Genomic DNA, 13,452 nt, shown 5'->3' with positions numbered 1-13,452 from the left:
GCTCACGCTCAAGGTTTTTAAGCCGCATCGATAGCGTGGGCTGGCTGACGAAGCTGGCCTCCGCCGCGCGGCCAAAATGGCGCTCGCGCTCCAGATTGCACAAATAAATCAATTGCTTGATGTCGATTTTCTTATCCACCGTCGAATTTTTATCGCGTTATGGTAGCAAAACTCGTCGCGCCCCAACGCGCACTCAGCAAAGAAATTTCTGCGTTGTCAGGCGGATTGCTCAGGCGGATAGCGGGTGATGTATACGCGGAGACGCGGCGGGTCGCCACCGACCGCGCCCCACATGATTAACGGTACCGCCCGGCATCAGGCGACGCCGAGCGCACTTTTCACCTCGTTAGCGATTTTCTCGACCTGCGGCCCGTAAATCACCTGCACATCGTGCTCACTGACGCGGTTGACGCCGTTGGCACCGGTCGACAGCAGCGTTTGATCCACCACTTCTTTCATCTCTTTGACCCGCACGCGCAGGCGAGTGAAGCAGCAATCGACGTCCTCTATATTGGCCTCTCCGCCCAGCCCGCTGATGATCACGCGGGTGCGTTCATCCGCCGCCACCTGCAGCGGTTTGGCTTCCTCTTCGGATTCGCGCCCCGGCGTTTCGACCTGCATCCGGGTAATCACCAGGCGAAAGCCCCAGTAATAAACCGGCGCATAGATGGCGCCCAGCACCAGCGTCCACCACCAGTGGGTTTTGCTGCCGCCGAGAATGCCAAACACCAGCAGATCAATCGCGCCGCCCTGCACGTTACCGATCATCAGGTGCAGCATCGACATCAGCATAAATGACAGGCCGGTCAGCAGCGCGTGCATCACGTACAACACCGGTGAGACGAAGATGAAGCAGAACTCCAGCGGTTCGGTGATGCCGGTGGTAAACGAGGTCAGCGCGCCGGCCAGCACCAGCGCTTTGACCCGCTGCTTATGTTCAGGTTTGGCAGTGTGATAGATGGCCAGTGCGGCGGCGGGCAGACCGAACATCATCACCGGGATTTTGCCCTGGGCGAGAAACTGCGTGGCGGTACGCACGGTGTCGTCCGGAATCGCGCCGGGATGGGTCAGCGAGGTGTTGAAAATATTCAGCGCGCCGACGATGGTCTGGCCGTCCACCGTCGCCATGCCGCCAATCGGCGTAAAGCGCACGGTTTCATTGAGGATGTGATGCAGGCCGGTCGGGATCAGCAGGCGCTCGCAGGCGCCGAGCAAAAAGGCACCGTACTGACCGCTTTTACCGATCATCTGACCGACCCACGCAATGCCCTGGCCGATGGTTGGCCAGATTAGCGCTAGCAGCACGCCCGTCAGCGGCAGCACCACCACCGTCACGATGGGCACAAAGCGACGGCCGCCAAAAAAGCTGATCGCCGTGGGCAACTGCTGGGTATAGAAGCGGTTGTGCAGCATCACAGTGAGAAGGCCGGCAATCACCCCGCCCAGCACGCTCATGTTGTAGGTAAAAATGCCGAGCATGTCGATGTACTCGGCTGACGTCATCATGGCGCTGGTCTGGTCCATGCCCGCCTGCTGCAGCGCCTCGGGCGTGGTGGTGGCTGCCGTCAGCCCTTTCGCCGCCAGCGTGGCGCTGATCCCCACATTCATGGCGATATAGCCAATCACTGCCGCAAACGCGGCGGTGGGTTTCTCCGCTTTGGCCAGCCCAATTGCGCTGGCGACGGCAAAAAATACCGGCAGGTTGGCAAACAGCGCACCCGCCACTTTACGAATAAAACCGATGATCAACTGCGGCACCTGCAAACTGGCAAATGCTTCACCGGTGATCGCCGGATTCTGCAACGCGGCGGCCAGACCGAGAAAGATACCGGCGGCAGCAATGACGGAGATCGGCATCATTAAGGCTTTGCCGAATGCGTGAACCTGACTGGCAAGTTGCTTCATGGAGCGCGCCCTTTTGCTAACGGAAAGAGCAATTATTAGCCACTATTTGGCCGCGCACTTACCCGCCGGCGCGCGGTAGCGGATAATTTATGATGCCGATCACGCTTTCACCCCTGGCGCGCGATAAACGTTAACTATCGCACCATTAAGTCAATCAATTAGACAACTTTTGCCGTCAGTCGCACACTTCTCACCAACAGAAGTCATATTCTGATAACAATTCATAAACAATAAGCCTGCGACTATCATGAAATTTAAACGTAAGATTCAGCCCTATCGCGCCGCTGCGGGCGGCTGGGGCTCGCTGGAAGCCACCACCCGTTTTGTCCTTGACAGTAAAGCCGCCCTGAAAAACATGCGTAACCTGATGCGCATGAACAAAGCGCGCGGCTTTGACTGCCCGGGCTGTGCCTGGGGCGATGATAACAAGAGCACCTTCAGCTTCTGTGAAAACGGCGCGAAAGCCGTGACCTGGGAAGCGACACGCCGCGTCGTCGAGCCAGAATTTTTTGCCCAGCACAGCGTCAGCACTCTGTATCAGCAAAGCGACTATTTCCTTGAGTATCAGGGCCGTCTGACCCACCCGATGCGCTACAACAGCGCGACCGATCACTATGAACCGATTAGCTGGGATGACGCCTTTGCGCTGATCGCGCAGCATTTGCAGGCAATGGATCATCCGGATCAGCTGGAGCTTTACACCTCCGGTCGCGCCAGCAATGAAGCCTCGTGGCTGTACCAGCTGTTTGGCCGCGTGCTGGGCACCAACAATTTCCCTGACTGCTCCAACATGTGCCACGAAGCCAGCGGCACCGGACTGAAACGTAGCATTGGCGTCGGTAAAGGCACCATTCGCCTGGACGATTTCGACCACGCTGATGCGATTTTTGTCTTTGGCCAGAACCCCGGCACCAACCATCCGCGCATGCTGCACAGCCTGCGTCACGCCGCCGATCACGGCGCCAGAATCGTCACCTTTAATACCCTGCGTGAGCGCGGCCTGGAACGTTTTGCCGATCCGCAGAAGCCGCTGGAAGTGGTGACGTCGATGGCCGGCAACATCAGCTCCGCCTATTATCAGCCCAACCTCGGCGGCGATATGGCGGCGGTGCGCGGCATGGTTAAAGCGCTACTGGAAGAGCAGCGTAAACGGCTGGCCGCCGGTGAAAAAGGCATTTTCGATCAGGCCTTTATTGACGCCAACACCCAGGGCGTTGAGCAGTATCTGGCGGCTGTCGACGAGACCCTCTGGGAGCAGATCGTGCAGCAGTCGGGCCTGAGCGAAGCCCAGATTCGCGAAGCCGCCGCCATTTACCAGAGCGCCGAACGGGTGATCATCACCTGGGCGATGGGCATCACTCAGCACAAACACTCGGTCGATACGGTACGGGAAATCGTTAACCTGCAGCTGCTGTTTGGCCAGCTCGGCAAACAAGGCGCGGGCCTGTGCCCGGTGCGCGGCCACAGTAACGTGCAGGGTAACCGCACCATGGGCATCGACGAGAAACCGTCGAAAGCGTTCCTCGATGCGCTGGGCGCGCATTTTGCTTTTGAACCGCCGCGCGAGCACGGTCATAACACGGTTGAAGCGCTCAACGCCATGCTGCGTGATGAAGTCAAAGTGCTGATTGCGCTGGGCGGTAACCTCGCCGCGGCGGCGCCGGACTCACCGGTTACCGAAGAAGCGCTGCAGCACTGTGGTCTGACGGTACACATCAGCACCAAGCTGAACCGCAGCCATCTGGTACCGGGCCACGAAGGCCTGATTCTGCCGACGCTGGGCCGTACCGAGCGCGATCGCCAGGCCAGCGGCAACCAGTTCATCACCGTGGAAGATTCGTTCAGCATGGTGCATGCCTCTGAAGGTGTCGGCATTCCGCTGGCGGAGACGCAGCGTTCGGAAACAGCCATTGTGGCCGGGATCGCGCATGCGACGCTGGGCAGCGACCACATCGACTGGCTCGGCATGGCCGCTGACTATAACGTTATTCGCGATCACATTGCGGCGACCATCCCCGGCTTCGCTGATTTTAACCGTCAGTGTGATATTCCCGGCGGCTTTTACCTCGGTAACGCTGCCGCGGAACTGCGTTTCAATACGCCATCGCGTCAGGCAGAATTCAGCGCGGCGGCACTGCCGACCTCGCTGTTCCCGCAGCTGGGCAATGACGTTGAAGTGCCATTCACGTTGCAGACGCTGCGCTCACATGACCAGTACAACACCACCATTTACGGCCTGGATGACCGCTATCGCGGCGTATACGGTCAGCGTGAAGTGGTGTTTATCCATCCGGACGACATGGCGTCGCTCGGTTTCAGCGAAGGGCAGCTTGTTGATATTGAAACCCTGTGGAATGACGGTCTGACGCGTCGCGTCAGCGGCTTTAAGCTGGTGCCGTATAATATTCCGCGTGGTAACCTCGCCGCCTACTATCCGGAGACCAATCCGCTGGTACCGCTCTCCAGCTACGGTGACGGCAGCGGCACGCCCACCTCCAAATCGGTACCGGTGAAGCTGGCGCTGACCGCCGCCGCGCCCACCCAGCGTATCGCCTGAGTTCTGTGCGTTACCAGAAAGTAAAAAGCCGCGTAAAGCGGCTTTTTCGCCTGTTTTAGCCTTGCCGCGCGGACCTGATTCGCGTAAAACTGTCCACCGCTCTTAGGCCACGAAACTAAATATATTATGTTCCAGGATAACCCGCTGCTCGCGCAGCTGAAAGAGAAGCTTCACGCGCAGACCCCGCGCGCCGAAGGTGTTGTGAAAGGCACGGAAAAAGGCTTTGGCTTCCTCGAAGTTGACGCTCAGAAAAGCTACTTCATTCCCCCTCCGCAGATGAAGAAAGTGATGCACGGCGACCGCATTTCCGCCGTGATCCACACTGATAAAGACCGCGAGAGCGCGGAGCCGGAAACCCTGATTGAGCCGTTCCTGACGCGCTTTGTCGGCCGCGTGCAGAAAAAAGATGACCGCCTGTCTATCGTGCCGGATCATCCGCTGCTGAAAGACGCGATTCAGTGCCGTGCGGTGCGTGGCCTGACCCACGATTTCCAGAACGGTGACTGGGCTGTGGCAGAGATGCGCCGCCATCCGCTGAAAGGCGATCGCGGTTTCTATGCCGAACTGACCGAATTTGTTGTCACCGCGGACGATCACCTTGCGCCGTGGTGGGTCACGCTGTCGCGCCACAATCTGGAGCGCGAAGCGCCGGAAGTGGGCTTTGGCGAGATGCTGGACGAACAGTTGCAGCGTGAAGATCTCACCGCGCTGAACTTTGTCACCATCGACAGCGCCAGCACCAAAGATATGGACGATGCGCTGTATGTTGAAGAGCTGGCAGAAGGTAAGCTGGCGCTGACCATCGCTATTGCCGACCCGACCGCTTACGTTGCTGCCGGCAGCGAACTCGACCAGATGGCCTCCAGACGCGCCTTCACCAATTATCTGCCGGGCTTTAATATCCCGATGCTGCCGCGCGAACTGTCAGATGATGTCTGCTCGCTGCGCCCTAACGTCAGGCGTCCGGCGCTGGTGTGTCGCGTTACTGTGCTGCCGGATGGCAGCCTGGCTGACGATGCCCACTTCTTTGCCGCGTGGATCGAATCCAAAGCCAAGCTGGTGTACGACGAAGTGTCGGACTGGCTGGAGAACAGCGGCAGCTGGCAGCCGGAAAATGACACCATCGCGCAGCAGATTCGCCTGCTGCATCGCCTGTGCCTGGCGCGCGGCGAGTGGCGTCAGACGCACGCGCTGGTGTTCAAAGATCGCCCTGACTACCGCTTCGTGCTGGGTGAGAAAGGCGAAGTGCTGGATATTATTGCGGAACCGCGCCGCATCGCTAACCGCATCGTGGAAGAAGCGATGATCCTCGCCAACGTCTGCGCCGCTAAAGTGCTGCAGGAGAAGCTTGGCTTCGGTATCTACAACCTGCACACCGGTTTCGACCAGGCGAACGCGGAACAGGCGGCTGGCGTACTGGCCGGGCACGGTATCACGGTTGATCCGCAGGCCATTACCACGCTGGAAGGCTTCCGTCAGCTGCGTCGTCAGCTTGATGCGCAGCCAACCCAGTATCTCGACAGCCGCATTCGTCGTTTCCAGAGTTTCGCCGAAATCAGCACCGAACCGGGCCCGCACTTTGGCCTCGGTCTCGACGCCTACGCGACCTGGACGTCTCCTATTCGTAAATTCGGCGACATGATCAACCATCGTCTGCTGAAGGCTATCGTGCGCGGCGAAAGCATTGCACGGCCACAGGATGACGTGACCCTGATCATGAGTGAGCGTCGCCGTCTCAACCGCATGGCCGAGCGCGATGTCGGTGACTGGCTGTACGCGCGCTTCCTCGCGCCGTTTGCCGGCACTGACCGCAAATTCAGCGCGGAGATCATCGACGTTTCGCGCGGCGGCATGCGCGTGCGCCTGCTGGAGAACGGTGCGGTCGCCTTTATCCCTGCCCCGTTCATTCACGCCGTGCGTGACGAACTGGTGTGCTCGCAGGAGAGCGGCACCGTGCAGATCAAAGGTGAAGTGGCCTACCGCGTAACCGATGTGATTGATGTAACCATCGCCGAAGTGCGCATGGAAACACGCAGCGTGGTGGCCCGTCCGGCCGCCTGAGCATGAAATCGTGCGGGATAACAGCCGTTATCCCGCATTTTTCCCCGCCCGCCTGAACAGTTGTTAAATTTGTTTCCCGCTTCACACTTCTGATCCGATTCCCTGTCGTTAACAATTCATTACATTACTTTTAACTTGTTGTATTCCGATCGCCTTTTTCCCGGTCCCTACAAGGAGTTAACTCATGAACAACGTCAGAACCGGATTGATCTGGTTAGCGGTGGCGTTAATTGGTGCGGCTGCGTTCGCCATGCTGGCGCTCAGTCGCGGCGAGCACGTTAATGCCGTCTGGCTGGTGATAGCCTCCGTCGCCTGCTATAGCATCGCGTATCGCTTCTACAGCCTGTTTATCGCCAGGCGCATTTTTGAGCTGGACGACCGGCGCCGCACGCCGGCAGAGCGCTTCAATGACGGGCTGGACTATGTTCCTACCAACAAATGGGTGCTGTTTGGCCACCACTTTGCCGCCATCGCCGGTGCCGGTCCGCTGGTCGGGCCGATCCTGGCGGCGCAGATGGGTTTTCTGCCCGGCACCATCTGGATTCTGGTCGGCGTGATGCTGGCCGGCGCGGTGCAGGATTTTCTGGTGCTGTTTATCTCCACGCGCCGCGACGGTCGTTCGCTGGGTGAGATGGCGCGCCAGGAACTGGGCTCGTTCGCCGGCGTGGTCACCATGCTCGGTGCGCTCGGTGTGATGATCATTATTCTCTCCGCGCTGGCGCTGGTGGTGGTGAAAGCGCTGGCTAACAGTCCGTGGGGGCTGTTTACCATCGCCGCCACCATTCCGATTGCCTTGTTCATGGGCGTGTATATGCGCTTTCTGCGTCCGGGTAAAATCGCCGAAGTGTCGATCATCGGCTTTGTGCTGATGATGGCGGCGATCATTTACGGCGGTGACGTGGCGGCCGATCCGTACTGGGGACCGATTTTTACCCTGAAAGGCACCGAGCTGACGTGGGTGCTGGTGATCTACGGTTTTGTTGCCTCGTCGCTGCCGGTGTGGCTGCTGCTGGCGCCGCGTGATTACCTCTCCACTTTCCTGAAAATCGGCGTGATCATCGGGCTGGCGGTGGGCATCCTGTTCGCCATGCCGGAACTGAAGATGCCGGCGGTGACGCGCTTTATCGACGGCACGGGGCCGGTGTTCTCCGGCGCGCTGTTCCCGTTCCTGTTTATCACCATCGCCTGCGGCGCGATCTCCGGCTTCCACGCGCTGGTGTCGAGCGGTACCACGCCAAAACTGGTGGAGCGCGAAAGCCATATTCGCTTTATCGGCTATGGCGCCATGCTGATGGAGTCCTTTGTGGCGATCATGGCGCTGATTTGTGCCTCGGTGCTCGATCCGGGCGTCTACTTTGCCATGAACTCACCGGCGGCGCTGATTGGCACCACGGTGGAGAACGCGTCTCAGGTAATTAACGGCTGGGGCTTTGTGGTGACGCCGGAGATGCTGAGCGGTATTGCCGGCGAAGTGGGCGAAAGCACCATTCTCTCCCGCGCCGGTGGCGCACCGACGTTTGCCGTCGGGATGGCGCATATCATCACCGAGGTGTTTAACAGCCGCGCAATGATGGCGTTCTGGTATCACTTCGCTATTCTGTTTGAGGCGCTGTTTATCCTCACCGCCGTTGATGCCGGTACCCGCGCCTGCCGTTTTATGGTGCAGGATCTGGTCGGGACCGTGGTGCCTTCGCTGGCTAACAACCGCTCGTGGCTCGGGAACATGGCCGGTACCACCGTGGCAGTGGCCGGCTGGGGGTTCTTCGTGTATCAGGGCGTGGTCGATCCGCTCGGCGGCATCAACACCCTGTGGCCGCTGTTCGGCATCGGTAACCAGATGCTGGCGTCGATGGCGCTGATCCTCGGTACCGTGGTGCTGTTCAAAATGAAAAAGCAGCGTTACGCCTGGGTGACGATTGTGCCCACCGCCTGGCTGTTTATCACCTCAATGACCGCCGGCTGGCAGAAAATTTTCCATGAAAAACCGTCAATTGGTTTCCTCGCGCAGGCCAGTAAGTTCCGTAAAGGTCTCGATGAGGGCGTGATTATCGCACCGGCGAAAACCGTGGCCGACATGCAAACCATCGTGTTCAGCAACCAGATCAACGCGGCGCTGTGCGGCTTTTTCATGCTGGTCGCGGTGACCATGCTGATTGCGGCGTTCTTCGTGATCCGGCGCGCGCTGCGCAGTGCAGTGCCGACCACCCATGAGTCGGACGTGTCACTGCGTCAGGAGGTGCGAAATGTCTGAGGCCATTTTACGCTGGAAAAAGCCGCACGCGGGCTGGCAAATTCAGCAGTGCTTACCGCTCGCTGCCCGCGCCCCTGCCGCGCCGCGCTCACGCTGGCAGCGTCTGTGGCAGGGATTACAGCAGAGCTTCCGGTTAATGGTGGGCGTGCACGACTATCAAACTTATCTGAAGCATATGCGCGAAAAACATCCGGAACAGACCCCCATGGATGAGCGCGCCTTCCATCGTTACTGCCTGGAGGCGCGTTTTCCCAGCCAGGCGGGCAAACTCGGCAAGTGCCCGTGCTAACCTTTCAGCCCCGGAATCCGGGGCTTTTTCGTGCCATTCTTTAATAAAAACAAAAATATATTCAGTTTGCATCTTGTGCTGGCGCAGGAGGTTGAATACTGTTGCTAAAATAATGAGATACCCCTGCTGCGCATTCCTCCGGAGGAAGTTTCCATGACCGATGAACAAGGGCAAACGTTGCTATATACCTTGTTTGGCACAACCAGCCCTCATTGGCGTTTAACTTCAGATAGCGATGCGCTGCATTTTGCCGAAGATGAAAATGCCAATACCAATATGGCGGTGCCCCTGACGCCGGCTCAGGCCAGTCTGCTGCGTGCCATGACGGTAATTACTTCCAGCATCAACCTGACTCTTTCACTGCACGGCTCACCGGTGCCGATGCACTTTGTCGGCCGTAAAGTGAATCAGTCCACCTGGGCCGGCACTGCGTCCGCCTGGGGCGATACCTCGTCGGTGGCGCGCGATTTAACCCTTGGCCTCTCCTTCGCCGAACAGGTGGTGTCAGAAGCGAATTCGGTGATCGTCATCCTCGATCAGCGCGGCAACATTCAGCGTTTTAACCGCCTGAGCGAAGAGTACACCGGCCTGAAAGAGCAGGAAGTAATTGGCCGCAATGTGTTTCAGCTGTTTATGACCAAGCAGGAAGCGCAGGCGTCGCGCCGTAACATCGCCGGCTTCTTTCGCGACGGCAACTCCTACGAAGTGGAGCGCTGGGTTAAAACCCGAAAAGGTCAGCGACTGTTTCTGTTTCGTAATAAGTTCGTCCACAGCGGTAGCGGAAAAAATGAAATTTTCCTCATCTGTTCCGGAACCGACATCACAGAAGAGCGTCGGGCGCAGGAGCGCTTACGCGTTATGGCCAATACCGACACGGTGACGGGCCTGCCGAATCGCAACGCTATCCATCAGCAAATTAGCCTGGCACTGGAGCTGGCTAACGGCAGCCAGACCGGCGTGGTTTACCTCGATCTCGACAATTTCAAGAAGGTAAACGATGCCTACGGCCATATGTTTGGCGACCAGCTGCTGCAGGCGGTGTCGCTGGCGATCCTCAGCTGTCTCGGCAAGGACCAGACGCTGGCGCGCCTCGGCGGTGATGAGTTTGTGGTACTGGCTGAGCACACCAGTCAGGCGGCGCTGGAGGCGATGGCCTCACGCATTCTGGAGCGGCTGCGTCAGCCGTTCCGTATCGGGCTGATCGAAGTCTACAGCGGCTGCTCGATTGGTATCGCCCTCGCCCCGCTGCATGGTGAAGATCGCGAAAGTCTGATTCGTAACGCCGATACCGCGATGTACCACGCTAAAGAGAACGGGCGCGGCAAATTCTGCGTGTTCGCCAGCGAGATGAACCAGCGCGTATTCGAATATCTGTGGCTGGATACTAATCTGCGCAAAGCGCTGGAGCAGGATCATCTGGTGGTGCACTATCAGCCGAAGATCGATCGCGACGGTGAAGTGCGCAGTGCCGAGGCGCTGGTGCGCTGGAATTCACCTGAGCGCGGCCTGGTGCCGCCTGGCGATTTCATCTCTTACGCGGAAGAGTCCGGACTGATTGTGCCGCTCGGGCGCTGGGTGATGCTGAACGTGCTGCAGCAAATCGTTAAATGGCGCAGCGAAGGCATTTACCTGCGCGTCGCAGTGAACGTTTCCGCCAAACAGCTGATCGACCAGAGCATCTACAGTGACCTGAAACAGGCGCTGAGCGAAGCGGGCATCAGTGAGTGCCCGATAGACATCGAGCTGACGGAAAGCTGCCTGATCGAGAACGAGGCCGGTGCGCTGAAGCTGATGAAACAGTTTCAGGAGTTAGGCGCACAGGTGCATCTGGATGATTTCGGCACGGGCTACTCCTCGCTCTCCCAGCTGGCGCGCGTGCCGATCGATGCGATTAAGCTGGATCAAAGTTTTGTGCGCAATATCAACAAGCAACCGGTATCGCAGTCGCTGGTGCGCGCGATCGTTGCCGTGGCGAAAGCCCTGGATTTACAGGTCATTGCCGAAGGCATCGAAACCAAAGCCGAAGAGAAGTTTGTGCTGACCAACGGTGTCGATGGGCGTCAGGGTTATTATTATGCGAAACCAATGCCCGCAGAGCAGCTCGGGCATTGGCTGGCTAAGCATCCTGCCCGCGTTTAACGTCTTAGCGTACTGCTAACCGGCTTTACGCAGTGATGCGCTGTGACGATTTTGCAGCTGTACCAGACGTTCCATGTAGGCAATATCTTTCGGTTCCAGCGTGAAAGCATAGTCGACCCAATCCTCAGTAATATCCATCAGTTCTGCCCGTGACAGCTGCAGCACGCGCTGTCGCGCTTTCAGCATGGCACGGACTCCATTCAGTTTTGGCCGCAGCGTATCGATGAAGGTACGCGTGGTGCGGTAGCTGTCACCGGGCTGGAACACTTTGTCGACCAGACCACGGGTTTCATACCACTCTGCGCTGTGCGACTCCCCTTCACAGATCAGCTCTTCGGCCAGCTTCATCCCGGAGCGGCGGGCCACCAGTGAGTAGCCGCCCATGCCGGGGAACAGGTTGAAGGCAATTTCCGGGAAGCCCATACGCGCACTGTTCTGCGCCAGAATGAAGTGGTGCGCCAGCGCTGCTTCAAAACCGCCGCCCAAGGCACTGCCCTCAATCATCGCCAGCGTCACTGCGCCGGTGTCAAACCCGCGGGCCGCCGAATGGATGCAATCAACACAGGCGCGGGCGTAGGCGCGCAGTGCTTCACGGCGGTTGTTGCGAATGCATTCAACAAAGAAACGCAAATCGCCCCCGGCGTTAAACATCTGCGGCACCAGCGATCCGGTCACCCAGAAATCAATCGGCAGACCGGAACGCTGGGCGGCGTAGCTCAGGTTCATGATCTCCTCGATTAATTCGTGGTTGAAACTGGGGCGCGGCTGCGCGCGCAGCATCATCCACATGGTGTGTCGACCTTCCTCATAATAGGCGGCGAGCTGGGTGGTTTGGCCGACTTCGGTAAACAGGCGGCAGGTTGGTTGGTTAATTACTGTCATCGTCTCATCCTCTATTTATGTGATGCGTTAAACGCCACATCAGCGTAATGCAGAGTGAGGCCAGACCAAATGAGAGTTTGATTTATAACGTAAAATCCAGAGAGATCCCCGAGCCCCTGCCTGAGGAAAGATTAGCGGGCTTACTTAATGACGGCGCAACAGCCGGCAAGCGCATAAATACGCTTAACGCATGGTGAATAAACCACAGCATCGACAGTCCCCCGTCTCGTCCGGGCACGCAATCCCCTTAAATAAAAAAGGCACCCGCCGGTGCCTTGAGACAATATCACGCGCTCAGCCTTGCCCGTACCAGGCGTTCTTCCCGTGCTTGCGCAGATAGTGCAGGTCAAGCAGGGTCTGAGCGATAGGCGGTAGCTCGGCACGCAGCTGCTCAGTGTGCAGCGCCATGTAGGCCACCTCTTCCAGCACCACCGCACTGTGCACTGCGCTATGTGCGTCTTTACCCCAGGCAAACGGCCCGTGGGAGTTCACCAGCGCAGCAGGAATCGCGCCGGGCTCGATGCCGCGCTGCGCAAAGGTTTCAATGATGACCTGGCCGGTGTGCCATTCATATTCCTGCTCAATCTCTGCCCGTTGCATCGCGCGAGTGCAGGGAATGGTGCCATAGAAATCGTCAGCGTGCGTGGTGCCCCATGCCGGGATGTCCCTGCCCGCCTGCGCCCAGATGGTGGCGTGGCGCGAATGGGTGTGCACGATGCCGCCAATATCCGGCCACGCCAGATACAGTGCGCGGTGTGTTGCGGTATCCGAAGATGGCCGCAGCTGGCCCTCGACGACATTGCCGCTTTCCAGTTCGACCACCACCATGTCGTCGCGCTGCATCTGCTCATATTTAACGCCCGAGGGTTTGATCACCAGCAGCCCGCGCTCGCGGTCTACCGCGCTGACATTGCCCCACGTAAAGGTCACCAGGTTGTAACGCGGCAGGTCGAGATTGGCCTCCAGAACCTGCTGTTTCAGCGCTTCCAGCATTGTGTTTTCTCCGCCATACAGTCATTACTGAATTGTGCGGAGCCGTTAGCAAAAACGTTATGGAGGGAATGGCTGGATTAGCAGCGGAAAGTGGCTAAAGCGGGCAAAGTGTGGGGTTTGATACGGGATCCGGATGCGGACACCACGTCGGGATTTCAGAGTTTTCTTTCTGCATACACATCCGCTTACGCCTAGAATTATCTCAAGCCTGCGGCGGTACCAAAATGGTCTTTGCCAGCAGCGTGAAAAACGCGCGCTAAGGGCTGCGCGCCAGCGTGCAGGCTGAAGGAAAAGCACCGCCTGAGTGCATCGGGCGAACAACTTCAGGGCGTAACATCTATACTTAACGAGTTGCCTCTGAGCAAACCATCAAGG

Annotated in this window: 9 protein-coding genes; 5 read left to right on the top strand and 4 right to left on the bottom strand. The window is 58.4% G+C overall.

Annotated features, from left to right (window positions below):
- Together FT726_RS23360 and FT726_RS23355 are read right to left on the bottom strand one after the other, a co-directional pair.
- Positions 1-127 (bottom strand): LysR family transcriptional regulator (locus FT726_RS23360; RefSeq protein WP_346303528.1); only part of this gene is annotated, 127 nt, incomplete at its 3' end.
- A gap of 188 nt (positions 128-315) precedes the next feature.
- On the bottom strand, positions 316-1,905 hold the full coding sequence (locus tag FT726_RS23355; protein ID WP_104092982.1) for a PTS transporter subunit EIIC: 1,590 nt from the start codon (positions 1,903-1,905) through the stop codon (positions 316-318).
- 247 nt (positions 1,906-2,152) lie between these two features.
- Here FT726_RS23355 and FT726_RS23350 point away from each other — a divergent pair, with 247 nt between their 5' ends.
- The 5 genes from FT726_RS23350 to pdeR all read left to right on the top strand — a co-directional run bounded on the left by FT726_RS23350 (position 2,153) and on the right by pdeR (position 11,202).
- Positions 2,153-4,462 (top strand): FdhF/YdeP family oxidoreductase, encoded by a 2,310-nt coding sequence (locus FT726_RS23350; protein ID WP_152390976.1) that lies wholly within the window; start codon positions 2,153-2,155, stop codon positions 4,460-4,462.
- 126 nt (positions 4,463-4,588) lie between these two features.
- On the top strand, positions 4,589-6,523 hold the full coding sequence (locus FT726_RS23345) for an exoribonuclease II (RefSeq protein WP_346303527.1): 1,935 nt from the start codon (positions 4,589-4,591) through the stop codon (positions 6,521-6,523).
- Between the two features lie 184 nt (positions 6,524-6,707).
- Positions 6,708-8,774 carry a carbon starvation CstA family protein gene (locus FT726_RS23340; RefSeq protein ID WP_021505957.1) on the top strand — a complete coding sequence of 689 codons (2,067 nt, stop codon included), beginning with the start codon at positions 6,708-6,710 and terminating at the stop codon, positions 8,772-8,774.
- Positions 8,767-9,063 carry a YbdD/YjiX family protein gene (locus FT726_RS23335; protein ID WP_058774631.1) on the top strand — a complete coding sequence of 99 codons (297 nt, stop codon included), beginning with the start codon at positions 8,767-8,769 and terminating at the stop codon, positions 9,061-9,063. The genes FT726_RS23340 and FT726_RS23335 overlap by 8 nt, the downstream gene beginning before the upstream one ends.
- 153 nt (positions 9,064-9,216) lie before the next feature.
- Complete coding sequence (gene pdeR / locus FT726_RS23330) at positions 9,217-11,202, top strand: cyclic di-GMP phosphodiesterase (RefSeq protein WP_058758614.1); 1,986 nt, start codon at positions 9,217-9,219, stop codon at positions 11,200-11,202.
- Positions 11,203-11,217: 15 nt separating this feature from the next.
- On the opposite strand, the gene FT726_RS23325 is transcribed toward pdeR, so the two are convergent.
- Together FT726_RS23325 and araD are read right to left on the bottom strand one after the other, a co-directional pair.
- Positions 11,218-12,084 (bottom strand): crotonase/enoyl-CoA hydratase family protein, encoded by an 867-nt coding sequence (locus FT726_RS23325; protein WP_021505954.1) that lies wholly within the window; start codon positions 12,082-12,084, stop codon positions 11,218-11,220.
- A 294-nt stretch (positions 12,085-12,378) separates the two neighbouring features.
- The gene (araD, locus tag FT726_RS23320) at positions 12,379-13,077 is read right to left on the bottom strand and encodes an L-ribulose-5-phosphate 4-epimerase (protein WP_058774630.1); all 699 of its coding nucleotides are present in this window, start codon (positions 13,075-13,077) and stop codon (positions 12,379-12,381) included.
- Between the last annotated feature and the right edge of the window lie 375 nt (positions 13,078-13,452).

The organism is Pantoea sp. Morm, assembly GCF_016643525.1.
Classification (GTDB): domain Bacteria; phylum Pseudomonadota; class Gammaproteobacteria; order Enterobacterales; family Enterobacteriaceae; genus Pantoea; species Pantoea dispersa.
The sequence above is the reverse complement of the archived record's forward strand: the minus strand, read 5'-3'. Positions and strand labels throughout refer to the sequence as shown.